This is a genomic window from Halomarina ordinaria (assembly GCF_030553305.1).
Lineage (GTDB): Archaea > Halobacteriota > Halobacteria > Halobacteriales > Haloarculaceae > Halomarina > Halomarina ordinaria.
In genome coordinates, this window is the sequence record NZ_JARRAH010000001.1 from 2,282,138 (window position 1) to 2,308,089 (window position 25,952).

Genomic DNA, 25,952 nt, shown 5'->3' on the forward strand with positions numbered 1-25,952 from the left:
CGGGGGTAGATGGTGATGTGTCCGGGTTGGGGTAGTGGACTATCCTTCAGCCTTGTGGAGGCTGAGACGCGGGTTCGATTCTCGCACCTGGACCTCGTTTCTACGCGAACGACAGTGAGCGCTGACGAGTCCCCCGAGAATCGAAGTAGCGAGGAGCTTCGCTCCGAGCGGGGTTCGATTCTCGCACCTGGACCTTCTTCCGAGCGCTCTCCGGTGAGTGGGTGCTCGCGCCAGCGAGCACCGCGAACGAACGGAGTACGACCCACGCCGAGGTCCTGCGTCTACTCTACTCAGCCGCTTCCTTCGCTTCCACGTCCGCGAGGAGTCGCTCGGAGACGCGCCGCGAGGATTCCCCGTCGACGTGGTCGAAGAACCGTTCGCGGACCCGTGCGCGCTCCTCGGCGTACCCGTCGTCCTCCAGTGCTTCGGTGAGTTCGGCGCACAACGACTCCGTGTCGGTCGCCTTGGGGCCGGGGGTGGTGTCGTCGTAGTCGAAGTACAGTTCGCGGTCCTCCGCGAGGTACCGTTCCAGGTCGAACGGGAAGAACACGAGCGGGCGGTCGAGCAGGAGGAAGTCGAAGTACAGCGAGGAGTAGTCGGTGACGAGGACGTCCGCGTGACGCATCGCGGGGTGGACGTCGAGTTCGGCGGGGAGGTGGACGACGTGCTCGTACTCCTCGCCCACCTCGACGGCCGCGTTCGGGTGGAGCTTGAGCAGGACGGTGGCGTCGTGCTCGCGCGCCCACTCGTCCAGCCGTGCGAGGTCGAGGTGCTCCACGACGCCCCGGCCGCTCTCGCGCCAGGTCGGGGCGTAGAGGACGACGTCGCGGTCGGCGGCGAGCGCCTCGACGTCGGCGAGCGCGTCGGCGTCGAACCCGATGGTCTCGCCCTCGACCGGCCCGAACAGCGCGTCGTTGCGGGGGTAGCCGAGGGGGAGGATACGCTCCTCGTCGACGTTGAACGCCGTGGCGAACCGCGAGCGGAGCGCCGCGCTCGTGACGACGACGTACCGGTAGGTGCGGTAGATGAGGAGCGTGCGAATCAGGTTCGCGAGGCCCATCCGGTGGCGGTAGTAGGAGTCGTCGAGCGAGATGCGCTTCAGCGGGACGCCGTGCCAGAGGTTGACCGGTTCGGAGCCGAGGGCGGCCTCCATCCCCACGTCGTTGAGCGAGTGGGTGAAGAAGACGTGCCCGGCTCGGAGCGTCGTCAGCCGGCCCCGGAGGCTGTCGCGGTGGTACGCCTCGTAGCCCGCCGCGCGGAGGTCCGCGAGCAGGTCGTCCCGCCGGGTCATCCACACCGGGCGGACGTCGCTATCGCCGTTGGCGAGGTGGAGGAAGAGGTACTTCGAGTTCTCCGCGAAGCGGGTCCCGCCGCTGCAGCCGAAGGCCCACAGCCGCTCGTCTCGCGGGACGAGAAACGAGAGGGCGTAGAGGGCGAGCGTGAGCAGTCGGTCGAGGGCGGCCCGGACGGCGGCCGCGTCAGTCGGCATACGTCCCGGCGTTCGTCATCGCCTCCCATCGGTCGCGGGCGGTCTCCAGGTCGTCCGCGTCGTCGATCTCTATCCACGGGTTCGACGCCTCCACGTAGCCCACCTCCCGTTCGTCGAACAGGTGGGCGAAGACGGCCTCGTACCACTCGTCGACGCGGCCGTCGTCGATGAACGCGTCGAGGTGGTCGACGAGGCGGTCGGCGCAGTCGGCCGTGAACTTGCAGACCCCGATGTACTCCCCGTCGGGGTCCGCGAGGTCCTTGCCGATGGCCGTGATTCGGCCGTCCTCGATGGCGACGCACATCTCCTCGTCGCCCAGGTCCTTCTCGCAGTCGACGACGAGGCGCGAACCGTCGGCCGTCGAGAGCGACCGAAGGAACGACGACGGGAACACCGTGTCGGAGTTGACGAGGGTGAAGCCGTCGCGGAGGTGGTCGCGCGCGAGCCACAGCGAGTAGATGTTGTTCGTGGTGTCGAAGTCCTCGTTGTGGACGTACTCGAACGCCAGGTCGACGTCCGCCGTCTCCTCGCAGTAGGCCCGTATCTCCTCGTCCCGGTAGCCGGTGACCATCGTCACCGTCCGGTAGCCGTCCGCGTCGAGGGCGCGGAGGATGTGCCCGAGGATGGGCAGGCGCCCGACCTCGAGCAGGGTCTTCGGCGTGTCGTCGGTCAGGGGCCGCAGTCGTCGCCCGCGGCCCGCGGCGAGGACGACGGCATGGTCGCGCTCGTTCACACCACATACGGCTACGTAGAGGTACATAGTGTTTCTGACCGTTCCCCGAACACACGGAGACGAACCGTCGGGTGCGGCGGCTCGTCGGGTTCGGCGACGCGCTCCCTGCTGGCGGGCGGTCTACTTGTAGCCGAGCGAGCGGAGGCGTTCCTCCAGGTCCTCTACGTTCTCCTCCTCGCGGGCCGTCTCGGGGTCGTACTCGCCGGTGTCGGTCCCCGTCGTCTCCACCCACGGGACGCGCCGGATACACGGGAGCAACACGTCGCCGGGGTGGCCGTAGACCCCCCACTCGCCGACGGCGTTGCCGTGGTCGGCGCTGATAGCCACCCGTTCGGCGTCGAGGTTGGCGAGCAGGAGCGCGACGTCGTCGAGGACGAGACGGAGGTTGTCGCGGTAGGCCTTCCACACCTCCGCCATCGGAATCGTCCGGCCGGCCTCCCCCCAGAGCGAACTGAACCCGACGCCGAAGTCGGCGGGGTCGCCGTACGTCCCCATGTCGGGCCGCGAGAGGAACGGACCGTGTGGCTGCATGTAGTGGACGACCATCCGGTCCGCGTCCCCCTCGCGCCAGGTGTCGATGGCGCGGTCGGTCACCGGCCGCGGCGGGACCGTCGAGACGTCGTCGTCCCAGGCGTACTTCCACACCTCGTCGAGGACGGCCGGTTCGGCGCCGAAGCGGACCTTCGAGGTGAACGGGTTCGACGTGACGTACGCCGTGCGCTCGACGTCGGCCGCGTGCTCGCGCGCGAACGTCCGTTCCATCCACTCGTTGGACTTGCTCCCGACGGACCACAGCGTCCCGACGTTCTCGCGGCCGACGAAGTCGTACTCGTCGGCCACCTCCCGCATGAGGTCCGTCCGGCAGGCGTCGAGGACGAGCAGCACGTCCCAGTCGCGCTCCCATATCGGCGTCCCGACGTTCCGGACCCGGTTGACGAACGCCGGACAGCCGTAGACGAGGGCGGTGCCGACGGTTCGCTCGGTGAGTTCCCCCAGTGTTCCCATCTTCGCTCTCCCAATCGCGAAGGCCGGGGATAACGTTTATCGCCGGTGGTATCCCGTTCAATGATATCGTTTGTCACACTAAATAAAAGCTTATGAGACAGTCCACTCCTCGTGACTCATGGAACTGTCCGCGCTCGCGACGGCACTCACCTGGGGCTGTATCCTCGGGTACGGCGCGCTGGCGTACCGGGTCGCCGTCGTCCCGCGGTACGAACGCACTCGGGGCCGCGCTCGCTCCCCCACCCGTAGCCGGCGCTAGCGGGGGAAACGGCTAACCGCCGGTCGCTCCTCCGACGGGTATGGAGGCGGCCCTGCTCACTATCGGTGACGAGTTGCTCGCGGGGGACATCGAGAACACGAACGCCACGTGGCTCGCCCGCCAGCTCGCGGCGCGCGGCGTGGCGCTCGAACGCATCACGACGGTCCCCGACGACGTCGACGTCGTCGCGTCGCACGTCCGACGGTACAGCGAGCGGTTCGACGTCGTGCTCTGTACGGGCGGCCTCGGCGGCACGCCCGACGACATGACGATGGAGTCGGTGGCCGCGGCGTTCGACCGCGACCTGGTCGTCGACGAGGCGGCCCGCGAGGATATCGAACGGACCGTCGCGGCCATCGCCGACGAGTACCCGAACATCGACGTGAACGTCGAGCGCCACGCCTCGCTCCCCGAGGGCGCGCGCCCGCTGCTGAACGGCGAGGGACTCTCGCCGGGGTGCGTCGTCGAGAACGTCTACGTCTTCCCCGGCATCCCCCGCGAGATGAAGGCGATGTTCGCCGACGTCGTCGAGGCGTTCGGCGGCGACCTGCAGTCGCGCACCCTCTTGACGCCGCTCCCCGAGGCCGAGGTGACGCCGACGCTCGAAGCCGCCCGCGACGACCTCCCGGAGGTGGTCCTCGGGTCGTACCCGAGCAGACGGGGCGTCCCGAACCGCGTCAAGATAACCGGCGAGCGGGCCGCGGACCTCGACCGGGCGGAGGCGTGGCTCCGCGAACGAATCGAGGTACACGACGAGGAGGAGGCAGAGCGCGAGGCCTGAGGGCGACTCAGCGCGAGTCGTCCGGGACCCCCGGTCGCTCCCCGTCCCCGCCCCGGCCGCCGTCAGCCGCCCGCGCGTTCCGCGGTCGGCGCGCGTCGAGCGACCCGCTGGAGCGGATGATGGTGAGGGCGGTCATGAGGTCCGTCCGCGAGACGAGGCCGACGAGCGACTCACCGTCCATGACGGGCAGGCGACCGACGCTCGACTGTTGCATGCGCGAGAGCGCCTCCATCGCGTCGGCGTCGGGCCCGATGGTGACGAGGTCCGTCGACATCACCTCCTCGACGCGGTAGGCGTCGCGTTCGACCTCCTTCACCGCCTTCGCGTCCTCAAGGGTGACGAGCCCCACCACCCGTCCGTCGCGCATGACGGGGTACCCGGTGTGGCGCTCGCTGAACATCCGGTCGAGGAGGGTGGCGACGCTGTCGCGCGCGTCGATGACGTGGAGGCGCTCGCGCGGCGTCATGATGTCGCGGACGGTCACCCCCTCGAAGGCGGCCTTCATCACCGTCTGCTGGGCCTCGGAGGCGGCCCCGATGTAGATGAAGAAGGCGACGCCGACGAGGAAGATGTTGAACCCGCCGAACAGCCCCAGCAGGCCGAGGACGATGGCGAACACCTTCCCCACCTCCGCCGCGATCTGGGTCGCCCGGGCGTACGGCCGGGTGCGCGCGAGCAGCGCCCGCAGGACGCGCCCGCCGTCCATGGGGAACCCCGGCAGGAGGTTGAACGCCGCGAGCGCGACGTTCGTGATGGCGAGGTAGCCGACGACGAACAGCACCGCGCCGAGGACCGGTTCCCCGCCGGGCAGGACGGCGAAGACGGCGTAGAACAGCGCGCCGAGCGCGACGCTCACCGCGGGGCCGGCGAGGGCGATGTAGAGCTCCTGTTTCCAGTCCTCGGGCATCTCGCTCAACTGCGCGATACCGCCGAACAGCCACAGCGTGATGGAGGCGATGGGGAAGCCGAACCGACGCGCGACCAGCGAGTGGCCGAGTTCGTGCAGGAGGACGCTCGCGAACAGACCGACGGCCGCGAACGTGCCGAGCACGTACGGCGTCAACCCCTGCGACAGACCGTCGAGCGCGATGTCGGCGCCGAGGACGCCGTTGAGCGTGTCGACCCAGAGTCCCACCTGCGTGCCGATGATGTAGGCGAACAGCGGCAACACGAGCAGGAACGTCAGGTCGAGCTTGATGGGAATCCCGAAGGCGCTCCCGATACGGAAGCTTCGCATACCCGTAATCGGCGCCGCACGCTATTAAGTCACGGCCGTCCGGGCCACGTCCCGTCTCGTCGTCACCTCCCTCCCGTCCCCCTACCGGCGAGACGACCAACAGTTATGTCCGAACCTCCCCTCGACGAGGGTGATGGAAGGCCCCGGTTCGCCGTCGTCGACCCTCCTCGCGCTCGGGTTCGGGACGGTCGTCGCCGCCATCGGCGTCGTCGTCTTCGAGGGCCGACACCGGGCGTGGTGGGCGCTGGTCTGTCTCTCCCTCCTCGCGGCGCTGGCGAGCGTCGTCGACCTCGTCTCGGTCCCCCCGACGCTCCTCCTCGGGGCGTTCGTCGTCGCCGTCCTCACGTACTCCCTCGTCACCCTCTCCCGCCCGCCGAGGTGAGCGCTTTTCCCCCCACGGACCGAGCGTCGGGTATGACAGACCCGTTCGTCCGTCGCGCGGCCGAGGTGGAGTACGACCCCGTCGACGCCGCCGAGGGCCTCTCGAAGGGCGTCCTCGTCGGGAGCGACGACGGCGCGCCGAACCTCGCCATCCGGCGCTTCACCCTCGCGCCCGGTGCCGAGGTCCCCAGACACACCAACGAGATAGAGCACGAACAGTACGTCCTCGCGGGCGAGTACGTCGTCGGCCTCGACGACGAGGAGGTCACCGTGCGCGCCGGCGACTCGCTGTTCATCCCCGCCGGGACCGTCCACTGGTACCGCAACGACGGCGAGGCGGAGGGGGCGTTCGTCTGCGCCGTCCCGACGGGCGACGACACCATCGAGGTCGTCGAGGAGTAGCCGCTACGGGCGTGTGGCCCGTCAACATCGCTTCCGGACGAACCAAATACCGCGACCGCGTACGGTCTCGAAACGTGTCACAGCAGGTCGCGCGGGTGGACACGCTGTTCCTCCACGAACGGCACAAGCACTACAGCGTCGTCGTCGAACGCGACGGGGAGCGCGTGCTCCACGCCGTCCTCGAACTGAAGGAGACGAGCGCCGGCCCCCGCCCCGCCCGCTTCCGGGTGCAGAAGGGTTCGACCGAGGACCTCCGCAGTCCCGACCAGTTCGTCGAACTGGCCCGCCGCGCCGAGCGCATCCGCATCTCCGAGCAGACCTCCGTCGAGGCGCGCGAGGAACTGCGCGCACTCCTCGACGGCTTCCAGCTGGAGGCGAAGGTCGTCCGGACGTGTCGCTACTGCGCCGGCGCCGGTCGGTACTCCCCGCTCACGAGTCGGACGGCCATCAGAGCCGACGACGAGTACATCTGTCCGGACTGCGCGAAGCGCGAACTGGAGCGGGAACTCCACTACCGCAACCTCCGCTCGGGCGCGCGCGACCGCCTCGAAGAACTCCTGCTCGAGGTCGGCGACCTCGAACGCATCGTCAACCTGCTGCAGGGCCGCCTCGACCCCGAACTGACGAAGTTCGACGAGATAAGCGCGACCGTCGAGGAGGTCGACCCCGTCCCGACCGACTCGCTGGACGTCCACCCGGAGCTGAAGTCGCTCGTCACCGGGCAGTTCGACACCCTGCTGCCCGTCCAGAGCCTCGCCGTCGAGAACGACCTGCTCGACGGCCGCGACCAGCTCGTCGTGAGCGCGACGGCCACCGGCAAGACGCTCGTCGGCGAACTCGCCGGAATCGACCGCGCGCTGAAGGGCGAGGGGAAACTGCTCTTCCTCGTCCCGCTGGTCGCCCTCGCCAACCAGAAACACGAGCAGTTCGAGGAGAAGTACGGCCACCTCGTCGACGTGACCATCCGGGTCGGCGCCTCGCGCATCCGCGACGACGGCGCCCGGTTCGACCCGAACGCCGACGTCGTCGTCGGGACCTACGAGGGCATCGACCACGCGCTGCGGACCGGTCGGGACCTCGGCGACGTCGGCACCGTCGTCATCGACGAGGTCCACACCCTCGGCGAGCAGGAGCGTGGCCACCGCCTCGACGGCCTCATCTCGCGGCTCAAGCACTACGCCGAGACCAACGACTGCGACACCCAGTGGATCTACCTCTCGGCGACCGTCGGCAACCCCCGTCAGCTCGCCGCGGGACTGGAGGCGACGCTCATCGAGTTCGAGGAGCGCCCCGTCCCCATCGAGCGGCACGTCACGTTCGCCGACGGCCCCGAGAAGGTGGACATTGAGAACAAACTCGTCAAGCGGGCGTTCGACGCGAAGTCCTCGAAGGGGTATCGCGGCCAGACCATCATATTCACCAACTCCCGGCGGCGCTGTCACGAGATATCCCGACGCCTGCAGTACGACTCCGCGCCCTACCACGCCGGCCTCGACTACGGCCGCCGGAAGAAGGTCGAGCGCATGTTCGCGAACCAGGACCTCGCCGCCGTCGTCACCACCGCGGCGCTGGCCGCCGGCGTCGACTTCCCCGCCTCGCAGGTGGTCTTCGACTCGCTGGCGATGGGCATCGAGTGGCTCTCCGTCCAGGAGTTCCACCAGATGCTCGGGCGCGCCGGCCGCCCCGACTACCACGACACGGGGACCGTCTACGTCCTCGTCGAACCGGACGGCTCCTACCACAACTCCATGGAGCGCACCGAGGACGAGGTGGCTTTCACGCTGCTCAAGGGAGAGATGGAACCCGTCGCCACCCCCTACGACGAGGGGGCGGCCGTCGAGGAGACGCTCGCCAACATCGTCGTCGCCGGTCGGGGTGCCAAGCGCCTCAACGACCGCATGATCGGCGAGGTGCCGACGAAACACGCCCTCGGCAAGCTCCTCCAGTACGACTTCATCGAGGGTACCCGGCCGACCCGCCTCGGGCGCGTCGTCTCCCGGCACTTCCTCTCGCCGAGGCGGGCGTTCGTCATGCTCGAGGGCATCCGCGCCGGTGACGACCCGTACGACATCGTCGCCGCGCTGGAGTTGCTCGAAGAAGAGTGACGGTTCAGCCGAGTTTCGACGTCGCCGTCTCCAGCAGGTCGCGCGCCTTCCGCTCGACCTCGTCGACCGACCGCTCGACCTCGTGGACCCGTTCGCGCGGGATGCGACGGACGGTCCCGGTGCCGTCGTCGGCCTCGTCCCAGAGGACCCAGTGGTCGTCCACGTAGGCGACGCGCTCGTTGTCGACCCGCTCCGTGACGACGTCCTCCTCGGGCGTCTCGTAGGTGATGGCGGCGGTCCCGACGTCCATCCGGCTTACAGGTCGTCGAGCCGAATCTCGTCGTCGGTGACCTCCGCGATGGACGCCTCCTGCAGCGGGTAGGTGTCCTCGTCGCTGTCGCCCCAGCCCAGTTTCGACATCACCGTGTCGGTGACGCCGGGGTCGGGGTCGACGTGTGCGGTCCCGTGTTCGACGTCGACGACGCGACCGACCGTCTCGCCGCGTGCATCTACGACCTTCTTCCCCTCGTCGTCTTCGGTGATATCTCGTACGGACATCGCACTCTCACTCACTCGGCCGAACGGCTTCACCGATGAGCCTGCGTCCGCAGGTGGTTGATGTGACCCCTCGAACACCACGCACCGAGAACGAGAATACATCGAACGTAGACTATGTTCGGACCGACCACCCGGGAGAACTTACGCCAGCGGCGTGCGTTCGACGACGGTCCCGTCGTAAGTCGGGTACTGTTCGACGATTTCACCCTGCTCCGCGTCGCCGCTCGCACCTTTTTCGTCGTCGGGTGCGCTCGCAGGCTCGCGCACCACTCCTCGAAAAATCTGCACCAAAAATCCCGGAGCCTCGCTTCCGCTCGTCTCCGGAGGAACGCACCCTCGACGGCAGTCACGCCAGCGGCGTGCGTTCGACGACGGTTCCGTCGTAAGTCGGGTACTGTTCGACGATTTCACCCTGCTCCGCGTCGCCCTCCTCGACCATCTCCTCCAGGAGCCACCACGCCAGTTCGACGTGGCTGTCCTTCACGACGTAGAACTCCTCGGGAACGCCGAGGGCCTGTAGTTGAGTCTCGGTGAGCCACGTCTTGCCGTAGACGAGCGTCCCGTCGTCGGTCACCTCGTCGAACTCGCGGCCGACGTTCTTCGCCATGCGCTTCAGGCGATTGCGGTGCTGGGCGGCGTCCTTGAAGACGCTCGTACAGAAGTACACCTTCGGGTGGTCGCCCATCTCCTCTAAGACGTCGTGGCTCCCCTCGACGGCGCTCATGTGGCCCTCGCGGAGTTCGAAGCCCTGTTCCTGCATCCGGCGGTAGTTCCCGTCGCTCATCTCGAACTCGTTGACGTTGCAGAAGTCGGCGGCCCCCTCGTCGAGGAAGTCGAGGAACTCCCGCTCGCCGCGGATGCCGGGAATCTCGAAGGCGGGCGTCAGCCCCTCCTCGCGGGCGACGTAGAGGATGTCCTCCCACTCGGTCCCGTGCATCTCGCCCCACAGTTCGTAGGGGGGGTGGAAGCGAATCTCGTCGAGGCCCGCCTCCGAGAGGCGGCGCATGTTCTCCCGGCCGCCGGTGATGCCCGTGTAGAGGTGGGTGTGGTGGTCCTCGCCGAACTCGTCTTTGAGCAGCGAGAGGTACCGACAGGTCTTCTCCATCGCCTCCTGGGGTTCGCCGCCGGTGATGGAGGTGCCGAGGGCGTCCATGCGTTTCGCCTCCTCTACGACGTCCGCGTCGGACTCGACGAGGCGCTCGTTGGCGTAGACGTCGGTGACGTTCTTGCGGTTCTCGCCGAGGGGGCAGTAGAAGCAGTCACGCTGGTCGCAGTAGCCGTAGACGAACAGCACCATCTTGCCGCCCATCGCGCACTGCTCACAGCCCCTGGAGATCATTCACCGGTGCTTCGCCGTCGAGAGGCAAAAATCGTCCGTTACGTCGACGGCCCCTCGTTCTCCTTCCAGACCGTGACGACCGTCCGTCCGAGCGACGACTCCTCCAGCGCGGGTTCGAGCGCCGACCACTCCGCCCCCGGGTCGACGTCCGGCGCCTCCGGGAGTCCGTAGAGGCGCATCCCGTAGACGTGCCGCCCGTCGCCTTCCGGGGGGCAGGGGCCGACGTAGCCGACGCTCCCCGAACTGTTGACCCCCTGCGAGACGGTGACCGTCTCCTCGACGCCGCCGGCGTCCGTCTCGAACTCCACGCGCTCGCGGGTCGCGACACCCGCCGGTATCGTCGAGATGGTCGCCGGGAGGTCCCACAGCGTCCAGTGGACGAACGGTTCGGGTCGGACGGAGGTGTCGAGGAAGACGACCGCGAGCGAGTCGACGGCCGGCGCGATAGAGGTCATGATGAGTTCGGGCGAGATGTCGGTCCCGTCACAGGTGTGGCGCGCCGGGAGGGTCTTGTCCTCGCGCAGCGCCGCCACCTCGAAGGAGATGTCCGGGGGGACGCCCTCCCCCCCGTCGGACGCGTTCTCCCCCGGTCCGGTGGTCTCGGAACTGCTCGTACAGCCGGCGAGCACTCCTGACAGCGCGGCGGCACCGACGAGAAAGCCCCGTCTATCCATATGGTTCCACTACGGTCCGCCCGGACTTCAACCCCACCGACCCGCCGCCAGCCACGAAGTATTTACCGTCCTTCGTCGGAGTGGACTCCATGACGATGTCACGTCGTCGCTTCGTGGCTGGGGCGACGGGAACCACAGCGCTGGCTGCGCTCGCGGGCTGTCTCGGCGTCATCACCGGCAGCGAGGCACTCACCTTCGACGCGCGCCCCGCGACCCTCCCGGAGTCGGCGCGCGAGGGGACGGGCTACGAGGAGGACGACGTCTCCCGGATGACCGTCACCCGCGAGGTCTCTGCCGCCGGACAGACCCGGGAGGTGGAGGCGAACAACGTCCTCGCGCAGTACGACAAGGGCGTCGACCTCCCGATGATCGGGCGCCTGCGCGCGGCCGTCTTCACCGTCCTCAGCACCCCCAAGGTCGACGTCCTCGGCCGGACGTTCAACCCGGTCGCGGACATGTCGACGGACGAACTCGTTGAGATGGTCCAGCGACGCTACGAGAACGTCCAGAACGTCGAGCGCGTCGACTCGCGCACCGTGTCCCTGCTCGGCGAGGAGACGAACGCCGTCCGCTACCGGGCCGACGCGACGCTCGCGGAGGAGTCGGCCACCGCCGAGGTCCACCTCACCGTCACCGAGGCGGTGGGCGCGGGCGAGGACTTCGTGCTCTGTTTCGCCGGCTCCCCCACGTTCCTCGACGAGCAGGAGACGGTGACGACGTTCATCGAGGCGACCGAGCACGAACCGTAACCGGCCGACCCCAAAGAGAAATTACCGACGGAGGGCATACTCACGCTCGAATGCTGCTGGTGTTGTGCGTCGACCTCGACGACGACCTCGGGCGAAAGACCGGCTTCGAGACGCCGGTCGTCGGCCGCGAGGCGGTCGAGGAGGCGGCCGTCGCGCTCGCGACCGCAGACCCCGAAGACAGCGACGTGAACGTCCTCTTCGAGGGGGTCCACCTCTACGACGCCATCGACGACGTGGCGTGCGAGGTGGCGGTCGTCACCGGGACCAACGGGAACGACGTCGCCGCCAACCGGAAGGTCGGCGAGGAGGTCGACACGGTCCTCGCGCGCCTCTCGACCGGCGAGGACGTCCGCGCGCTGGTCGTGACCGACGGCGCGCAGGACGAGTCGGTCATCCCCGTCATCCGCTCGCGGGTCCCCATCGACGGCGTCCGCCGCGTCGTCGTCCGCCAGGCCCAGGACCTCGAGTCGATGTACTACACCATCAAGCAGGTGCTGAACGACCCGGAGACCCGCGGTACCATCCTCGTCCCGCTCGGCGTCCTCCTGCTCATCTACCCGCTCATCGAACTCGCCGACCGCCTCGCGCTCCCGGGGGCGACCTTCGGCGTCATCAGCGGGCTGTTCGGCCTCTACCTGCTGTTTCGGGGCCTCGGCGTCGAGCGCTCCATCGACCGGACGGTCGAGCGCGCGCGCACCGGCCTCTACACCGGCCGGGTCACGCTCATCACCTACGTCGTCGCGGCGGCGCTCATCGCCATCGGCGGAGCGGGCGGCGTCGAGGAACTCACGCGCGTCGGGCAGTCCGTCCCCGTCGAGGGGACGCTCGGCATCCCGAACGCCGTCGCCGCCGTCGTCCACGGCGCGGTCCACTGGTTCGCCGCGGCGGGCGTCGTCGCCAGCCTCGGGCGCATCACCGACGAGTACCTCCACGGCGGCTTCGAGTGGCGCTACTGCAACGCGCCGTTCTACGTCCTCGCCATCGCGGCCGTCCTCCACGGCGTGAGCGCCTACTTACTCGGCGTCGAGGGGGCGTCGTACCTCGCGGCCGCGCTCACCGTCGGCACGCTCCTCGGCGTGGTGAGCACGCTCGCGTTCGCCATCGCGGAGTCGCGCTTCCCCCGCGACCGGGAGGACGCGCCGGTCTGAATTCGCCGGGCCGAATCGGGGCGTCGACGCTACTCGTCGACGTAGCGGAACCAGTCGTCGTGGTCGTCGGTGCGTCGCTCGACGAGGTCGAAGAACGCCGACTGGAGGTCCTCGGTGACGGGGCCGCGCGTCCCCTCGCCGATGACGTTGTCGTCGACGGTCCGGATGGGCGTGACTTCGGCGGCCGTCCCGGTGAAGAACAGTTCGTCGGCGGTGTACAGTTCCCCGCGGCTGATGGTCGCCTCGTCGTGGACAGCGTAGCCGCGCTCGCGGGCGAGTTCGATGACCGTCTTGCGGGTGATGCCGTCGAGGATGGACTCGGCGAGGCCGGGCGTGTAGATGACGCCGTCGTTCACCACGAAGATGTTCTCGCCGGGCCCCTCCGCGACGTTCCCCTCCTTGTTGAGGACGATGGCCTCGACGTAGCCGTTCGAGCGGGCCTCCTCGCCCGCCAGCAGGCTGTTGATGTACGGGCCCGTCGCCTTCGCGTTCGTGGGAATCTGGCTGGAGGCGTGCTTGCGCCACGAGGAGACCATCACGTCGACGCCCTCCTCGAGCGCCTCGTCGCCGAGGTACGCCCCCCACGGCCAGCAGGCGATCATCGTCCGCGTCGGGCAGTCGCCCGGCGAGACGCCGAGGCTGTTGTAGCCGTAGAACGCCAGCGGGCGGATGTAACACGAGTCGAGGTCCTGTCGGCGGATGAGTTCGAGCGTCGCCTCGGTCAGTTCCTCGCGCGAGTGGTCGATCTCGAGGCCGTAGGGCTTGCCCGAGTCGAACAGGCGGTCGAGGTGTTCCTCCCAGCGGAAGATGGCCGGCCCGCGCTCGGTGTCGTAACAGCGCACCCCCTCGAAGACGCCCGTCCCGTAGTGGAGGGCGTGACTCAAGACGTGAATCTGCGCGTCCTCCCAGTCGACGAACTCACCATCCATCCAGATGGTGTCGACGTCCATGTCGGCGAATGCCATATCCCTCACTGCGCGTCGGCACTATTGAGTGTTGGCGATTATTGCGCACCGGAGGAGACGACCGCAGTGCGCCGATTCACACCATCTCGCGAGGACGACGCCCACGAGTCACGGTCCCTACGCGAGTCGGTCGAGCAGCGCCGCGCCCTCGACGTACTGCAGGCCGTGACGGGCGGCGTACGCACGGGCGTCGGCGGGCGGGAGGGCGGCGCCCGTCTCGTCGTCGAGCATCTCGCAGACCACGACCGCCGGCGCTCGACCGGCCTCGGCGGCGAGCGCGATGCCGAGTTCGGTGTGCCCCTCGCGGTCGACGAGCAGGTCGGGCGCGGCCCGGAGGAGGTGGACGTGGCCGGGCGCGCGGAACTCCTCGGCGAACGCGACCGACGTGGGGTCGGCGGCCGCCCGGCCGAGTTCGACGATGGTGCGCGCGCGGTCCTCGTCGGTGATGCCGGTGAACGTCTCGCGGTGGTTCACCGTCAGCGAGAACGACGAGCGCTCGTCGTAGCGCAGGTCGTGGTCGTCGCTCGCGGGGTGGTCGAGGACGTCCTGGATGAACGGGAGGTCGAAGGCGCGACAGACCGCGTCCGAGAGCGCGACGCAGACCAGCCCCCCGGCGTCGTTGCGCAGCCGGGCGAGGGCCGCCGGCGTCACCGCCTCGGCCGGGTAGACGAGGTCCGTCTCGCCCTCGCGGTCCGCCGCGTCGTGGACGAGGACGGGGTCGCCGCGCCGGAACGCGGCCACCACGTCGTCGACGGCGTCGGCGCGCTGCATCTCAGGCACCTCCCTCGCCCTCGCCCTCGCCCTCGACGTGGACGGTCACGCGCTCGCCGTCGTCGACGCCGAGTTCGTCGCGCAGGCGGTCCGGCGCGATGAGTTCGAGCTGGTCGGCGTCGTGGTGGGTCCGCTCGGGGGCGATGGCGTGGGCGGGGCCGTAGCGCGTCCCGTCGCGCTCGACGACCACGGGCCAGCAGAACGCCGGGCCGTAGGTGCGCTCGTCGTCCTCCCACCCCTCGATGCGGACCGGGTCGAGCGCGTCCATCGCCGCCCGCGAGCGCGTCGACGCCTCGTCGAGTTCGACGTTGAGCGTCCCCGGGAACGGCTCGTAGCCGAGTTTCTCCTCGAACTGTCGCTTGTACCCCGAGAGCGAGATGTAGTGACGCCCCTCGCCCATCCCGCTGGTCACCGTCCCGGCGAGGGTGAGCGAGCGGTCGGCCTCGAACAGGCGGCGGTAGTCGGCGTACTCGCGTTCGAGCGTCCGGCGCCCCGCGTCGGTGGCGGCGACGAACTGTCCGTCGGCGAACAGTTCGCGCTCGACGAGACCGGCGTCCTCGAGGGTCTGGAGGCGCCGGGAGGCCGTCTGCGTGGACACGTCGAGGCGCTCGGCGAGCCCCGCGCAGGTGACGCGCGCGCGGTCGTCGAGCGCGCCCCGGAGCGCGAGGACCTTCAGCGTCTCGCGGGCGTCCGCCCCGACCGCGAGCGATGGTTCTGCCATGCCCACACTCGGGTCGTGAGCCGCATAAGCGTACCGAATACGGTACGCGTCTCAATTCTGGAACAGCACGGGAAGAGCGGCAGTTGCCGTCGTCGAGATGTCGGGGCTCGTGCGGGTAAGCCTGCCGGCTCGGCGCAGGGAGTAACGAAACCCGTTTACCGGCCCCCGGGCAAGCCGGGGTATGTTCCTTCCCTTCCGTGACGAGGTCCGGGCCGTCCTGACCGACGCGCTCGACGCGCAGGGGTACGAGCCGTCGGACCTCGGTATCGAGGAACCACCGACGGACGTCGACGCCGTCCTGGCGTCGAGCGTCGCCTTCCGCCTCGCGAGCGAGGCCGGCGCCCCCCCACCGCGGGTGGCCGCCGAACTGGTCGAAGCCATCGACACCGCCGACACCGAGTACGTCGGGAACGTCGTCGCCCAGGGGCCGTACGTCAACTTCCTTCCGAGCGAGGCGTACTTCGCCGACACGCTCGCCGCCGCGCAGGACGAGGCGTTCGGCGACCTCCCCGACCGCGGCGAGTCGGTCGTCGTCGAACACACCTCCGCGAACCCGACCGGCCCCGTCCACGTCGGCCGGGCGCGCAACCCCATCGTCGGCGACGCCGTCGCCAACGTCCTCGACCTCGCCGGCTACGACGTCGAGCGCCACTACTACGTCAACGACGCCGGCCGGCAGGTGGCGGTGTTCACCTGGGCCTACGAGACGTTCGACGAGGGCGACCTCCCGCCGCCCGAGCGCGACCGCGTCGAGTACGACCTCGTGCGCTACTATCGCAAGGGCAACGCGTTCCTCGACGCGGCCGACCCCGATGAGGTCGAGGCCGCGGAGGCGGAGATACAGGCCATCCTGCAGGGGCTGGAGGAGGGCGACGAGGCGACCTACGAGCGCGTCTCGGCCGTCGTCGACGACGTGCTCGCCGGGATGCGCGAGTGTCTGGCGCGCCTGCCCGCGGCGTTCGACGAGTTCGTCAAGGAGACGCGCTTCATGTTCGACGGGGCGACCCAGGACGTCGCCGACCGCCTCCGAGACACCGAGTACGCCTACCTGGAGGAGGGGGCCTGGCAACTCGACCTCTCGCCGTGGGGCTTCGAGAAGGACCTCGTCTTCCTGCGGTCCGACGGGACCTCCCTCTACACGACCCGCGACCTCGCGCACCACGAGTGGAAGTTCGAGAACTACGACCGCGCGGTCACCGTCCTCGGCGAGGACCACCGTCTGCAGGCCGAACAGCTCGACCGGGCGCTCCAGGTCCTCGGCAACGACACCGATGCGCTCTCACAGGTGTTCTTCGGCTGGGTGAACCTCCCCGGCGGCGAGAGCATGTCCACCCGGCAGGGGACCGGCGTCGACCTCGACGACCTGCTCGACGAGGCCATCGCCCGCGCCCGCGACGAGGTCGAGTCCCGCCTCGACACCCGCATCCGCGACGACGACCTCACCGAGGCGGACGTCGAGCGCATCGCCCACCAGGTCGGCATCGGCGCCGTCCGCTACGACATCATCTCCAAACAGCCCCAGAAGGGCATCACCTTCGAGTGGGACCGGGCGCTCGACTTCGAGGCGCAGTCGGCACCCTACGTCCAGTACGTCCACGCCCGCGCCTGCGGCATCGTCGAGGAGGCGCGCGCGGCGGGCGTCGACCCGGCGCTCGACGCCGCCCACCTCGTCACCGAGGAGGAGCGCGACCTCCTGCGCGTCGTCGCGCGCTTCCCGGGGGCGGTCGACCGCGCCGCGTCGGACCTCGAACCCCACCGCATCGCGACCTACACCCGCGAGTTCGCCGAGACGTTCAACGCCTTCTACCGCGAGTGCTCGGTGCTCAACGCGGACAGCGAGGCGGTGGCGGCGGCCCGTCTCGCGCTCGTCGTCGCGGCCCGGAACACCGTCGCTCGCGCCCTCGGCACCCTGGGCGTCGCGGCGCCCACCTCAATGTAGACCGGGGACGAGGAGGCCGCTCCCCCCGGTCAGCCCGCCGAGGAGGACGACGGCCCCTGCGCCCGCCCCGAGCGCGAGGAGCAAGAACAGGAGCACCCAGCGGAGGGGGACAACTTCGTCTGCCATGGCGTTAGCTCCCGTACCCTCCCACATAGTGGTATCGCCATCCCTCCGAGAACGCCGCTCGCGCCGGAGGGCGTCGACCGGTTCGAGACGCTCGCTCGCGGTGAATCGCGGGCGACCTGCCCCGGAGGTGGCGGTGCAAAGGGTACTTACCTCTGATTCGTCTAGGTGGGGTAATGAGCCAGCAGCAGGAGGAGTCGCACTCCGACCGCCGAAAGTACGAGTTCAAGAAGGTCATCGAGGACCTTCGGGAGTACAAGGGGTCAGGAACGCAACTCGTCTCCATCTACGTCCCGGAGGACCGCCAGATATCGGACGTGGTGGCCCACGTCACGCAGGAACACAGCGAGGCGTCGAACATCAAGTCGAAGCAGACGCGCACCGCGGTCCAGGACGCGCTCACCAGCATCAAGGACCGCCTGCGCTACTACAAGACGCCGCCCGAGAAGGGGATGGTGCTGTTCTCGGGGGCCATCAACACCGGCGGCGGCCAGACCGACATGGTGACGAAGGTCCTCGAAGAGCCGCCGGAACCCATCCAGTCGTTCGTCTACCACTGCGACTCGGAGTTCCTCACCGAGCCGCTGGAGGAGATGCTCGGCGAGAAGGGGCTCTACGGGCTCGTCGTCCTCGACCGCCGCGAGGCGAACGTCGGCTGGCTGAAGGGCAAGCGCATCGAGCCGGTGAAGTCGGCGTCCTCGCTCGTCCCCGGCAAGCAGCGGAAAGGTGGCCAGTCAGCACAGCGGTTCCACCGCCTGCGCCTCGAGGCCATCGACAACTTCTACCAGGAGGTCGCCGGGATGGCCGACGACCTGTTCGTCCCCGACCGCCACGAGATGGACGGCATCCTCGTGGGCGGGCCCTCGCCGACGAAGGACGAGTTCCTCGACGGCGAGTACCTCCACCACGAACTGCAGGACCTCGTCCTCGGCAAGTTCGACGTCTCCTACACCGACGAGTCGGGTCTCTCGGACCTCGTCGACGCGGCACAGGAGGTCCTCGCCGAGACGGAGGTGATGAAGGACAAGCGGGAGATGGACGAGTTCTTCAAACAGCTCCACGACGGCGACCTCGCCACCTACGGCTTCGAGCCCACCCGGCGGAACCTCGTCATGGGGTCGGTCGACCGCCTGCTCATCAGCGAGGACGTCCGCCGCGACGTCGTCACCTACACCTGTCCGAACGGCCACGAGGAGCGCGAGGTCCTCGACCGCCGGAAGAACACCCCCGACCACAGCTGCGAGGAGTGCGGCGAGGCCGTCCCGGCCGAGGAGGGCGAGCGCGAGGACCTCATCGAACACCTGATGGACATCGCCGACCAGCGCGGCACGGAGACGAAGTTCATCTCCACGGACTTCGAGAAGGGCGAACAGCTCTACACCGCCTTCGGCGGCGTCGCCGGCATCCTGCGCTACGAGACCGGCATCTAAACCCTCCGACCTCCTGCGACGCGGGCACTCCTCTCGCGACGGCCGGCGCTCGCGGCCGCGAACGTCGCCGTCCTCCGGGTTCGCCCCCTCGACCCGCGGTCCGCGAACCGGAGAAACGATTAACCGATGACACGACGAACCACGAAGCCATGCGTCGACTGGGACTGTTTCACCGACCGGCCGTGGTCGCCCCCCGCGCGACCGAGACGACCGGGCGAGCGTAGCGCCGTGTGTTCGCCCTCCGACTACCGGACTCGACCGTGACGCGGCGAACGCGTCGTACGGACTCGACAGACCGCCCGGTGCGTCTCGCCCTGCTGACCGGCACGGACGACCTCCCGACGTGGCTCCTCGCGGCCCTCGACCGCGCGGTCGAGGGTGGCGGCGCCGAACTCTCGCTCGTCGTCCGCGCCCGTGACCCGCCCGAGCTATCGGACGGGGGGCACAGCGAGCGGTCCCCGCTGTGGAGCCGGTCGCTCCGGCACCTCCGGACCAGGCCGCCCCTCGAGTTCGTCGAGATGGCCCTCCGGTTCGCCTTCGACCGCCTGGGGGTCCTCGACCCCGACCCACCGAGCGCGACGCGTCCCCTCCGCACGCTCGACTCACTCGACCCCGAGGGGTACATCGTCTGCGAGACGGTCCCCGTCACGGCCCATCGGGTGGCGCTGCCGGGCGATGTCGTCGACGAAGTCGCGGCGCGCGCGGACGTCGTCCTCCACCACCAGGTGGGCATCCTGACCGGCGACGTCCTCACCGCGCCGACGTACGGGGTGCTCGGGTTCCACCCGGGGAACCTCCGGGAACACCGCGGCTCCCACGGCGGGCTCTGGCAGCTCCTCGGCGACGAGCCGACGATAACGATGACGCTCCAGCGGTACACCGAGACGCTCGACGGCGGCGAAATCGTGGTCGAACGCCACGTCGACATCGAGGACGCGACGACGTGGTCGGCGGTGCGCAGACGGCTCTACGCGGCGGCCGAACCGATGCTGGCGGAGGCGGTCGACCGCCTCCTCGACACCGACACCCCCCCGACACGACTCCCGCGGGAGGACCTCGGGGAGGTCCACCTCCTCGAGGACCGGACGGTGTGGGTCATGCTCCGGTACTTCCTCGTCCGCCTCGAACGGACCGTGTGTGCGCGCTGGCGGTGACCGCCGGCGGGTAGAGGGGGGACGGCCCGCCGTCACTCACCGGAACGCACGACATAACTGACCGAACACGTTCGTACGTACGCTTATCCGGACCGACCGGTCACGGGTAGTCGGTGGTCAACTATGGCTGAAACCTCTGCAGGCGAGAACGTGTTCCGCTCGACCGTCGCCGGCGTCACCGCCGAGGGACGCGCCCACCCGCTCAGCGCGTGGTTCGTCCTCGCGCTCCGCCTCGTCATCGGCGTCGCGTTCCTCTACTCGGGCGTCGAGAAGGTGCTCGCGGGCTTCGACTCGCAGGGCTACCTCACCGGCGTCGCGGCGACCAACGGCAACCCGCTCGCGGGGCTGTTCCTCTGGATGGGCCAGACGCCGTGGTTCGTCGACTTCGTGAACGTCGCCGTCCCGTGGGGCGAGGTCGCTATCGGCCTCGGCATCGTGGTTGGTCTGTTCACCCGTCTCGCGGCGTTCTTCGGCGCGTTCATGATGCTCCTCTTTTACTTCGGGAACTGGGACATGGCCCACGGCCCCATCAACAGCGACTTCACCTACATGCTGGTGTTCCTCTCGGTGGCCGCCTTCGGCGCGGGGCGCATCTTCGGCCTCGACGCCTACCTCGAACGCTACGAGGTGGGCGGCGAACCGCTCCTCGAGCGTTACCCCGCGCTCGACTACGTCCTCGGGTGACCTCGAACACAACCGTTTACCCGACCGTAACACAGGTCGACGTATGGAGGGAACGTTAGCGGACGTTCAACAGTCCATCGCGACGGCGTCGAGTCCCGCGGCGGCGTTCGGGACGCTGTCGCGGAGTCGACAGCGGGAGGTGTTCTTCCTCCTCCCGCAGACGGTCCAGCAGTCGGTCGTCGACGACATGGACCGCGACCGGTTGCGGGCGTTCGTCCGCAGACTCGACGCCGACGAGGCGGCCGACGTCCTGGAACTGGTCGACGAGGAGACGCGGACGGCGGTGCTCCGGCGACTCGACGAGGCCCGCCGGGAGCGAGTCGAGTACCTGCTCGGGTTCAGCCCCGAGAGCGCTGCCGGCCTGATGCACCTCGACTACGTCACCGTCGACGTCGACCGGAGCCTCGAGGCGGTGGCGCGCCGCGTCGAGCGCTACGAGGCCCAGACCGGGCGGGTGCCGACCATCTTCGTCACCGAGGACGACGACCTGGTCGGCGAACTCCCCGGACAGGTCCTCGCGATGCTGGACCGCGAGTCCGTCGACCTGCGCGACCACGTCCACGAGACGCCCGTGGTCACCTACGACGCGCTCGACACGGACGTCATCGACGTGTTCCGGGAGAACCCCGAACGCACGGTGGCCGTCCTCGACGACGACGGCGCCATCCTGGGCGTCATCGACGCCGCGGACCTCCTCCGGGTCGTCGAGGAGGAGGCGACCGAGACGCTCTACGAGTTCACCGGCGTCCAGGAAGAAGAGAGCATCCTCGACGGACCGCTCGCGAAGGTCCGCTACCGCTACAAGTGGCTCATCATCAACCTCGGGACGGCGTTCCTCGCGGCCGCGGCGGTCGGCGTGTTCGAGGACACCATCGCCGCGTTCACGCTGCTCGCGGTGTACATGCCCGTCGTCGCCGGGATGGGCGGCAACGCCGGAACGCAGTCGATGGCCGTGACGGTCCGCGGCATCGCCCTCGGACAGATATCGCTCTCGACCGGCAACCGGGCCGTCGTCAACGAGGTACTCGCCGGCGCCGCCAACGGCCTCATCACGGGGGTCCTCGTCGCCGCCATCGCCTCGGTGTTCAACCAGAGTCCGTTGCTGGGCCTCGTCCTCGGGGTGTCGATGGTGTTGAACCTCGTCATCGCCGGGTTCTTCGGGACGACCATCCCGCTGGCCCTCGACCGTATCGGCAAGGACCCGGCGACGTCCGCGACCATCTTCATCACGACGGCGACGGACGTCCTCGGGTTCTTCATCTTCCTCGGGCTGGCGCAGGCCGTCCTCTGAGGTGTCGACCGGGCGCGCCCTCGTCCCGGACCCCGGCGCGGCCGCTCGCTGGCGCGAAAACGTGACGACGCGCTGGTCGTACGGAAAGAAAACGGGTGCTGTGGGCGGCCCGCGTGCTCAGATGACGCGGTTCTGGAGGTAGTCCAGGTGCTTCGCGTTGTAGACGATGCGGACGGTGTCGGCGCCGGGCGACCCGATGCAGGTCAGGCGGACACCCTTGTCCTCGACCTCCTCGTCCGAGAGGATCTGCTGCATGTCCATCTCGATTTCACCCTCTTTGAGGATGGCTGCGCAGTTCGCGCAGGCGCCGGCGCGGCACGAGAACGGCCAGTCGTAGCCCTGCGCCTCGGCGGCTTCGAGGATGTACTCGCCTTCGTTCACGTCGAGCGTGCCGTAGTCCTCGGCGTCGAGGCCGGCGTCGGCGGCGGTGTCGAACAGGTCGTCGTCGTTTATATCCCAACCGTGGTCGTCGAGCACTTCGTAGTTGAGGTATTCAACAGTGGGCATCACTCCCGCGTTCGACCCCATGGATGTTAGACCTTGCTGTTGTTGACGACGTGTACGGGGTCAGAACACCGGGAGGAAGCGAAAGACGAGGTACGCCGCGACCGCGGAGATCGTCGGGGTGAGCACCCACAGCAGGACCACTCGCCCCGTCGCCTGCGGGTCGAAGAGGTCGCCCGCGGTGAGCGCCGCGGGGTCCTCCTCGCCGATGCGGGGGACGTCGCGCATGCGAGGTGCACCGCCGCGGCCGTCGGTGACGACGGGGTCGAACGAGAGGCCGGGGCCGGCCCCCGGTTCGCTGTCGCCGCGGACCGCCGCGCTCGCCGCCTGCGAGATGGTCGTCGTGCGCGTCGCCCGCCCCCACCCGAGGCCGACGATACACATCGTGGCGCTGACGGCGAGGCTGGCGGGGATGCCGATGTACGAGAGGAAGGTGATGAGGCTCGCGCTGATGACCTCGACGACGAGCGCCGCCGTCAGCGGGAGGTCCGTCAGGTCGTTGCCGACGGTGTCGAGGGTGCGCCGGGCGATGGTGAACGCCCCGAGGCCGATTGCGCCGCCGGCGACGAGCACCCCCGCCTCGATGCCGATGGCGCCGCTGCCGACGAGAGGTGCGACGGCGTTGGCGACGTTCGAGGCGCCCGCGGAGAACGCCATGTAACAGGCGATGACGACGACGAGTACCGCCCCGACGCGTTCGCGGAGCGTCACCTCGTCGCCGGGCGACTCCAGTCGCAGGAAGGTGTCGAGGTAGGGGTAGAGGTAGCGGCCGACGACCGCACACACCCAGAAGGCGACAATGGGGGCGACCAGCCACCACGAGACGATGCGGCCCATCACCCCCCAGTCGATGGTGCCGGTGGCGACGCCGAGGCCGGCGATGGCGCCGACGGCCGTCATCGACGTGGAGGCGGGGACGCCGAAGAGGTTCGAGACGAGCAGCGCGAGGCCGACGAAGAAGAGGACGGCGACGCTCGCCGCGAGGGTGAACTGGCTCGACGGGACGATGTCGCCGCCCATCGTCGCGACGACGTTCCGGCCGACCGTCCACCCGCCGAGGAGCGCGAACCCCGTCATCAGCCCCGCTGCGGCGAGTTTCGATATCGTCCCGCTCCCCACCGCGGGACCGAAGGCGACGCCGGTCGACGACCCGCCGATGTTGAATCCCACGAAGACGGCGACCACGATGCCGACGAGTAGGAGCGCTTCGAACACAGCGGGGATTTGCGACGGGACGACTTAAGGAATATCGTTGGCACCGTGGCGACGTGTTTCGATTCGAACGGCGGTCGACGGTCCGACACCCGCCGACTATCGGCGCGCTTACGCTCCCGGCCCCGGAACGACGGGGTATGTTCCCGGAGTTCGAGGTCATCCCGGCCGTCGACGTACAGGACGGGCAGGTCGTCCAGCTGGTCGGCGGCGAGCGCGGCACCGAGCGCACCTACGGCGACCCCGTCGACGCGGCCGAACGCTGGGTGACGGCGGGCGCGCGGACCCTCCACCTCGTCGACCTCGACGGGGCCTTCGAGGGCGAACGCGCCAACGCCACGGCCGTCGAGCGCATCGTCGAGGCCGTCGACGTCGACGTCCAGCTGGGCGGCGGCATCCGGACCGCCGCGGACGCGACGGACCTGCTCGACCGGGGGGTCGACCGCGTCATCCTCGGGACGGCCGCCGTCGAGACGCCGGACGTCGTCTCCTCCATCAGCGCCCACCACCCGGGGACGGTGATGGTGAGCCTCGACGCGCGCGACGGCGAGGTGGTCGTCTCCGGGTGGACCGAGGGGACGGGCCTCGACCCGGCCGAGGCCGCCGCCCGCTACGAGGACCTCGGCGCGGGCGCCATCCTCTTCACCGACGTCGACGTCGAGGGACGACTGGAGGGCGTCCGCACCGACCCGGTCGAGCGCCTCGCGGACGCCGTCTCCATCCCCGTCGTCGCCAGCGGCGGGGTGGCCACGCTCGACGACGTGCGCGCCCTGGAGGGGGCAGGGGCCGCCGCCGTCGTCGTCGGGAGCGCGCTCTACGAGGGCCGGTTCACCCTGGAGGAGGCCATCGCCGCCGTCGGCGGCGGCGAGTGACCGTCGGCGCGCGTCGACGCCCAGCACTGGGCGTTCGTGCGTCGAAACCTGCACTCGGGTACTGATTTATAAACGTGTAGTTATGTTCGGTCGGACACAGCGTCGGCTATGCGCTCGTACAAAGCGAAGATGGTCACCCCCATCCGCCTCCCCTCGCGCGAGGAGCGCTCGCGGAACCTGGAGCGGGCGGGGTACAACGTCTTCAACCTCGATGCGGCGGCGGTGTACGTCGACCTCCTGACCGACTCCGGGACGGGGACGATGAGCGACGCGCAGTGGGCGGCGCTCGTCCGCGGCGACGAGGCCTACGCCGGCAGCGAGAGCTTCCACCGCCTGCGCGAGGCCGTCCGCGACGTGATGGGCTTCGAGCACGTCGTCCCGACCCACCAGGGCCGCGGCGCGGAGAACGTCCTCTACGGGGCGCTGCTGGGTGAGGGCGACGTGGCCGGCGGCAGTTCAGGGCGCGAACGACCCGTCGTGCTCAACAACACGCACTTCGACACGACCCGGGCGCACGTCGCCAACCAGGGGGCCGAGGCGGTCGACTGCCCCGTCGAGGGCGCCTGGGACCGAACCGTCGAGGGCGACTTCCTCGGGAACTTCTCGGTCGAGCGCGCCCGCGAGGTGGTCGACGAGGTGGGTGCCGAGCGCGTCCCGGTCGTCGTCCTCACCGTCACCAACAACTCGGCGGCCGGCCAGCCCGTCAGCATGGCGAACATCCGGGAGACCGCCGCGTTCGCCGACGAGATAGACGCGACGTTCGTCGTCGACGCCTGCCGGTTCGCGGAGAACGCCCACTTCATCCGCGAGCGCGAGACGGGCTTCGCCGACCGCTCGCTGGCCGCCGTCGCGCGCGAACAGCTCTCCTACGCCGACGCGCTCACCATGAGCGGGAAGAAAGACGGACTGGTGAACATCGGCGGGTTCGCCGCCGTCCGGGACCCCGACCTCCTCGAACGGACGAAACAGCGCGCCATCCTCTACGAGGGCTTCCCCACCTACGGCGGGATGGCCGGGCGCGACCTGGACGCCCTCGCCGTCGGCCTCCGGGAGGCGGTCGACCCCCCCTACGTCGCCGAGCGCGTCGAGCAGGTGGCGACGCTCGGGGAACTCCTCTCCGAGGCCGGGATACCCATCGTGACGCCGACGGGTGGACACGCCGTCTACGTCGACGCCGGCGACCTCCTCCCGCAGGTCCCGCCCGGGGCGTTCCCGGGCCAGCGTCTCGTCTGCGAACTCTACCGCGAGGGGGGCGTCAGGGGCGTCGAACTCGGCTCGTTCGCCTTCCCGGGCGCCGACCGACCGGAGTACGTCCGCCTCGCGCTCCCCCGGCGTACCTACTGGCGCGAGCACCTCGAACACGTCGCCGAGACGGCCGCGACCGTGCGCGAGCAGCGCGAGGCGTACACCGGGTTGGAGATCGTCTCGGAGCCGCCGATGAAGGAACTGCGCCACTTCACCGCCGAACTGCGTCCGCGCTGAGCGC

At 69.4% G+C, this 25,952-nt stretch carries 29 protein-coding genes and 1 tRNA gene; 15 read left to right on the top strand and 15 right to left on the bottom strand.

Annotation, left to right across the window (positions count from 1 at the left end; translation table 11 throughout):
- The first annotated feature begins 20 nt into the window (after positions 1–20).
- A tRNA-His gene (locus P1Y20_RS12250) sits at positions 21–93 on the top strand.
- A 193-nt stretch (positions 94–286) separates the two neighbouring features.
- Here P1Y20_RS12250 and P1Y20_RS12255 read toward each other — a convergent pair.
- The 3 genes from P1Y20_RS12255 to P1Y20_RS12265 all read right to left on the bottom strand — a co-directional run bounded on the left by P1Y20_RS12255 (position 287) and on the right by P1Y20_RS12265 (position 3,227).
- Positions 287–1,489, bottom strand: a complete 1,203-nt coding sequence (locus tag P1Y20_RS12255) for a CDP-glycerol glycerophosphotransferase family protein (RefSeq protein WP_304448944.1) — start codon at positions 1,487–1,489, stop codon at positions 287–289.
- A complete protein-coding gene (locus P1Y20_RS12260; protein ID WP_304448945.1) occupies positions 1,479–2,222 on the bottom strand; it encodes a phosphocholine cytidylyltransferase family protein in 744 nt (247 codons plus the stop codon). The genes P1Y20_RS12255 and P1Y20_RS12260 overlap by 11 nt, the downstream gene beginning before the upstream one ends.
- A gap of 120 nt (positions 2,223–2,342) precedes the next feature.
- The gene (locus P1Y20_RS12265) at positions 2,343–3,227 is read right to left on the bottom strand and encodes a hypothetical protein (protein WP_304448946.1); all 885 of its coding nucleotides are present in this window, start codon (positions 3,225–3,227) and stop codon (positions 2,343–2,345) included.
- 118 nt (positions 3,228–3,345) lie between these two features.
- Here P1Y20_RS12265 and P1Y20_RS12270 point away from each other — a divergent pair, with 118 nt between their 5' ends.
- Together P1Y20_RS12270 and P1Y20_RS12275 are read left to right on the top strand one after the other, a co-directional pair.
- A complete protein-coding gene (locus tag P1Y20_RS12270; protein ID WP_304448947.1) occupies positions 3,346–3,486 on the top strand; it encodes a hypothetical protein in 141 nt (46 codons plus the stop codon).
- 40 nt (positions 3,487–3,526) lie between these two features.
- Entirely contained in the window at positions 3,527–4,267 is a 741-nt protein-coding gene (locus tag P1Y20_RS12275; protein ID WP_304448948.1) for a competence/damage-inducible protein A, read from the top strand.
- A gap of 7 nt (positions 4,268–4,274) precedes the next feature.
- On the opposite strand, the gene P1Y20_RS12280 is transcribed toward P1Y20_RS12275, so the two are convergent.
- Positions 4,275–5,504, bottom strand: coding sequence for a site-2 protease family protein (locus P1Y20_RS12280; RefSeq protein ID WP_304448949.1), 1,230 nt, complete (start codon positions 5,502–5,504; stop codon positions 4,275–4,277).
- Positions 5,505–5,637: 133 nt separating this feature from the next.
- Here P1Y20_RS12280 and P1Y20_RS12285 point away from each other — a divergent pair, with 133 nt between their 5' ends.
- The 3 genes from P1Y20_RS12285 (at position 5,638) to P1Y20_RS12295 (ending at position 8,392) form a co-directional block, all read left to right on the top strand.
- A complete protein-coding gene (locus P1Y20_RS12285; RefSeq protein WP_304448950.1) occupies positions 5,638–5,886 on the top strand; it encodes a hypothetical protein in 249 nt (82 codons plus the stop codon).
- Between the two features lie 32 nt (positions 5,887–5,918).
- Entirely contained in the window at positions 5,919–6,287 is a 369-nt protein-coding gene (locus P1Y20_RS12290; protein ID WP_304448951.1) for a cupin domain-containing protein, read from the top strand.
- Positions 6,288–6,361: 74 nt separating this feature from the next.
- The gene (locus P1Y20_RS12295) at positions 6,362–8,392 is read left to right on the top strand and encodes a DEAD/DEAH box helicase (protein WP_304448952.1); all 2,031 of its coding nucleotides are present in this window, start codon (positions 6,362–6,364) and stop codon (positions 8,390–8,392) included.
- Positions 8,393–8,396: 4 nt separating this feature from the next.
- Here P1Y20_RS12295 and P1Y20_RS12300 read toward each other — a convergent pair whose 3' ends face one another.
- The 5 genes from P1Y20_RS12300 to P1Y20_RS12320 all read right to left on the bottom strand — a co-directional run bounded on the left by P1Y20_RS12300 (position 8,397) and on the right by P1Y20_RS12320 (position 10,903).
- Positions 8,397–8,642 (bottom strand): hypothetical protein, encoded by a 246-nt coding sequence (locus P1Y20_RS12300; protein ID WP_304448953.1) that lies wholly within the window; start codon positions 8,640–8,642, stop codon positions 8,397–8,399.
- A 5-nt stretch (positions 8,643–8,647) separates the two neighbouring features.
- Complete coding sequence (locus P1Y20_RS12305; RefSeq protein ID WP_304448954.1) at positions 8,648–8,890, bottom strand: DUF8593 domain-containing protein; 243 nt, start codon at positions 8,888–8,890, stop codon at positions 8,648–8,650.
- 141 nt (positions 8,891–9,031) lie between these two features.
- The gene (locus P1Y20_RS12310; RefSeq protein WP_304448955.1) at positions 9,032–9,157 is read right to left on the bottom strand and encodes a DUF8061 domain-containing protein; all 126 of its coding nucleotides are present in this window, start codon (positions 9,155–9,157) and stop codon (positions 9,032–9,034) included.
- Positions 9,158–9,236: 79 nt separating this feature from the next.
- Positions 9,237–10,229 carry a radical SAM protein gene (locus tag P1Y20_RS12315; protein WP_304448956.1) on the bottom strand — a complete coding sequence of 331 codons (993 nt, stop codon included), beginning with the start codon at positions 10,227–10,229 and terminating at the stop codon, positions 9,237–9,239.
- Positions 10,230–10,267: 38 nt separating this feature from the next.
- On the bottom strand, positions 10,268–10,903 hold the full coding sequence (locus P1Y20_RS12320) for a YbhB/YbcL family Raf kinase inhibitor-like protein (protein ID WP_304448957.1): 636 nt from the start codon (positions 10,901–10,903) through the stop codon (positions 10,268–10,270).
- 89 nt (positions 10,904–10,992) lie between these two features.
- On the opposite strand from P1Y20_RS12320, the gene P1Y20_RS12325 reads away from it, so the two are divergent.
- On the top strand, positions 10,993–11,652 hold the full coding sequence (locus P1Y20_RS12325; protein ID WP_304448958.1) for a DUF6517 family protein: 660 nt from the start codon (positions 10,993–10,995) through the stop codon (positions 11,650–11,652).
- Between the two features lie 50 nt (positions 11,653–11,702).
- The gene (locus P1Y20_RS12330) at positions 11,703–12,800 is read left to right on the top strand and encodes a DUF373 family protein (RefSeq protein WP_304448959.1); all 1,098 of its coding nucleotides are present in this window, start codon (positions 11,703–11,705) and stop codon (positions 12,798–12,800) included.
- Between the two features lie 29 nt (positions 12,801–12,829).
- On the opposite strand, the gene P1Y20_RS12335 is transcribed toward P1Y20_RS12330, so the two are convergent.
- The 3 genes from P1Y20_RS12335 to P1Y20_RS12345 all read right to left on the bottom strand — a co-directional run bounded on the left by P1Y20_RS12335 (position 12,830) and on the right by P1Y20_RS12345 (position 15,257).
- Complete coding sequence (locus tag P1Y20_RS12335; RefSeq protein ID WP_304448960.1) at positions 12,830–13,765, bottom strand: branched-chain amino acid transaminase; 936 nt, start codon at positions 13,763–13,765, stop codon at positions 12,830–12,832.
- Positions 13,766–13,882: 117 nt separating this feature from the next.
- A complete protein-coding gene (gene ribB / locus P1Y20_RS12340; protein ID WP_304448961.1) occupies positions 13,883–14,536 on the bottom strand; it encodes a 3,4-dihydroxy-2-butanone-4-phosphate synthase in 654 nt (217 codons plus the stop codon).
- A 1-nt stretch (position 14,537) separates the two neighbouring features.
- A complete protein-coding gene (locus tag P1Y20_RS12345; protein ID WP_304448962.1) occupies positions 14,538–15,257 on the bottom strand; it encodes a DUF120 domain-containing protein in 720 nt (239 codons plus the stop codon).
- 181 nt (positions 15,258–15,438) lie between these two features.
- On the opposite strand from P1Y20_RS12345, the gene argS reads away from it, so the two are divergent.
- Positions 15,439–17,196 carry an arginine--tRNA ligase gene (argS, locus tag P1Y20_RS12350; RefSeq protein WP_304448963.1) on the top strand — a complete coding sequence of 586 codons (1,758 nt, stop codon included), beginning with the start codon at positions 15,439–15,441 and terminating at the stop codon, positions 17,194–17,196.
- On the opposite strand, the gene P1Y20_RS12355 is transcribed toward argS, so the two are convergent.
- Positions 17,188–17,322, bottom strand: a complete 135-nt coding sequence (locus tag P1Y20_RS12355; protein ID WP_304448964.1) for a hypothetical protein — start codon at positions 17,320–17,322, stop codon at positions 17,188–17,190. The two genes, argS and P1Y20_RS12355, sit on opposite strands and share 9 nt — an antisense overlap.
- A gap of 173 nt (positions 17,323–17,495) precedes the next feature.
- On the opposite strand from P1Y20_RS12355, the gene prf1 reads away from it, so the two are divergent.
- From prf1 to P1Y20_RS12375, 4 genes are all read left to right on the top strand, one after another.
- On the top strand, positions 17,496–18,749 hold the full coding sequence (gene prf1 / locus P1Y20_RS12360; protein WP_304448965.1) for a peptide chain release factor aRF-1: 1,254 nt from the start codon (positions 17,496–17,498) through the stop codon (positions 18,747–18,749).
- A gap of 302 nt (positions 18,750–19,051) precedes the next feature.
- Positions 19,052–19,903: a formyltransferase family protein gene (locus tag P1Y20_RS12365; protein ID WP_304448966.1), complete on the top strand. Its 852-nt coding sequence runs from the start codon at positions 19,052–19,054 to the stop codon at positions 19,901–19,903.
- A 123-nt stretch (positions 19,904–20,026) separates the two neighbouring features.
- Positions 20,027–20,587 carry a DoxX family protein gene (locus tag P1Y20_RS12370; RefSeq protein ID WP_304448967.1) on the top strand — a complete coding sequence of 187 codons (561 nt, stop codon included), beginning with the start codon at positions 20,027–20,029 and terminating at the stop codon, positions 20,585–20,587.
- Positions 20,588–20,630: 43 nt separating this feature from the next.
- The gene (locus P1Y20_RS12375) at positions 20,631–21,878 is read left to right on the top strand and encodes a magnesium transporter (protein WP_304448968.1); all 1,248 of its coding nucleotides are present in this window, start codon (positions 20,631–20,633) and stop codon (positions 21,876–21,878) included.
- Between the two features lie 117 nt (positions 21,879–21,995).
- Here the strand turns inward: P1Y20_RS12375 and fer are convergent, their stop codons facing one another.
- Complete coding sequence (gene fer / locus P1Y20_RS12380) at positions 21,996–22,385, bottom strand: ferredoxin Fer (protein WP_304448969.1); 390 nt, start codon at positions 22,383–22,385, stop codon at positions 21,996–21,998.
- Between the two features lie 60 nt (positions 22,386–22,445).
- Positions 22,446–23,597, bottom strand: a complete 1,152-nt coding sequence (locus P1Y20_RS12385) for an inorganic phosphate transporter (RefSeq protein ID WP_304448970.1) — start codon at positions 23,595–23,597, stop codon at positions 22,446–22,448.
- A gap of 137 nt (positions 23,598–23,734) precedes the next feature.
- Between P1Y20_RS12385 and hisA the strand changes: the two genes are divergently transcribed.
- Positions 23,735–24,466 carry a 1-(5-phosphoribosyl)-5-[(5-phosphoribosylamino)methylideneamino]imidazole-4-carboxamide isomerase gene (gene hisA, locus P1Y20_RS12390; protein ID WP_304448971.1) on the top strand — a complete coding sequence of 244 codons (732 nt, stop codon included), beginning with the start codon at positions 23,735–23,737 and terminating at the stop codon, positions 24,464–24,466.
- Positions 24,467–24,574: 108 nt separating this feature from the next.
- Entirely contained in the window at positions 24,575–25,948 is a 1,374-nt protein-coding gene (locus P1Y20_RS12395) for a tryptophanase (RefSeq protein ID WP_304448972.1), read from the top strand.
- The last annotated feature ends 4 nt before the right edge of the window (positions 25,949–25,952 follow it).

Bases quoted from the DNA above. Each gene is read 5' to 3' on its own strand.
- P1Y20_RS12255 (WP_304448944.1), bottom strand. From the start codon at position 1,489: ATGCCGACTGACGCGGCCGCCGTCCGGGCCGCCCTCGACCGACTGCTC.
- P1Y20_RS12265 (WP_304448946.1), bottom strand. From the start codon at position 3,227: ATGGGAACACTGGGGGAACTCACCGAGCGAACCGTCGGCACCGCCCTC.
- P1Y20_RS12270 (WP_304448947.1), top strand. From the start codon at position 3,346: ATGGAACTGTCCGCGCTCGCGACGGCACTCACCTGGGGCTGTATCCTC.
- P1Y20_RS12275 (WP_304448948.1), top strand. From the start codon at position 3,527: ATGGAGGCGGCCCTGCTCACTATCGGTGACGAGTTGCTCGCGGGGGAC.
- P1Y20_RS12280 (WP_304448949.1), bottom strand. From the start codon at position 5,504: ATGCGAAGCTTCCGTATCGGGAGCGCCTTCGGGATTCCCATCAAGCTC.
- P1Y20_RS12285 (WP_304448950.1), top strand. From the start codon at position 5,638: ATGGAAGGCCCCGGTTCGCCGTCGTCGACCCTCCTCGCGCTCGGGTTC.
- P1Y20_RS12290 (WP_304448951.1), top strand. From the start codon at position 5,919: ATGACAGACCCGTTCGTCCGTCGCGCGGCCGAGGTGGAGTACGACCCC.
- P1Y20_RS12300 (WP_304448953.1), bottom strand. From the start codon at position 8,642: ATGGACGTCGGGACCGCCGCCATCACCTACGAGACGCCCGAGGAGGAC.
- P1Y20_RS12305 (WP_304448954.1), bottom strand. From the start codon at position 8,890: ATGTCCGTACGAGATATCACCGAAGACGACGAGGGGAAGAAGGTCGTA.
- P1Y20_RS12315 (WP_304448956.1), bottom strand. From the start codon at position 10,229: ATGATCTCCAGGGGCTGTGAGCAGTGCGCGATGGGCGGCAAGATGGTG.
- P1Y20_RS12320 (WP_304448957.1), bottom strand. From the start codon at position 10,903: ATGGATAGACGGGGCTTTCTCGTCGGTGCCGCCGCGCTGTCAGGAGTG.
- P1Y20_RS12325 (WP_304448958.1), top strand. From the start codon at position 10,993: ATGACGATGTCACGTCGTCGCTTCGTGGCTGGGGCGACGGGAACCACA.
- P1Y20_RS12330 (WP_304448959.1), top strand. From the start codon at position 11,703: ATGCTGCTGGTGTTGTGCGTCGACCTCGACGACGACCTCGGGCGAAAG.
- P1Y20_RS12335 (WP_304448960.1), bottom strand. From the start codon at position 13,765: ATGGCATTCGCCGACATGGACGTCGACACCATCTGGATGGATGGTGAG.
- ribB (WP_304448961.1), bottom strand. From the start codon at position 14,536: ATGCAGCGCGCCGACGCCGTCGACGACGTGGTGGCCGCGTTCCGGCGC.
- P1Y20_RS12345 (WP_304448962.1), bottom strand. From the start codon at position 15,257: ATGGCAGAACCATCGCTCGCGGTCGGGGCGGACGCCCGCGAGACGCTG.
- argS (WP_304448963.1), top strand. From the start codon at position 15,439: ATGTTCCTTCCCTTCCGTGACGAGGTCCGGGCCGTCCTGACCGACGCG.
- P1Y20_RS12355 (WP_304448964.1), bottom strand. From the start codon at position 17,322: ATGGCAGACGAAGTTGTCCCCCTCCGCTGGGTGCTCCTGTTCTTGCTC.
- prf1 (WP_304448965.1), top strand. From the start codon at position 17,496: ATGAGCCAGCAGCAGGAGGAGTCGCACTCCGACCGCCGAAAGTACGAG.
- P1Y20_RS12370 (WP_304448967.1), top strand. From the start codon at position 20,027: ATGGCTGAAACCTCTGCAGGCGAGAACGTGTTCCGCTCGACCGTCGCC.
- P1Y20_RS12375 (WP_304448968.1), top strand. From the start codon at position 20,631: ATGGAGGGAACGTTAGCGGACGTTCAACAGTCCATCGCGACGGCGTCG.
- fer (WP_304448969.1), bottom strand. From the start codon at position 22,385: ATGCCCACTGTTGAATACCTCAACTACGAAGTGCTCGACGACCACGGT.
- hisA (WP_304448971.1), top strand. From the start codon at position 23,735: ATGTTCCCGGAGTTCGAGGTCATCCCGGCCGTCGACGTACAGGACGGG.
- P1Y20_RS12395 (WP_304448972.1), top strand. From the start codon at position 24,575: ATGCGCTCGTACAAAGCGAAGATGGTCACCCCCATCCGCCTCCCCTCG.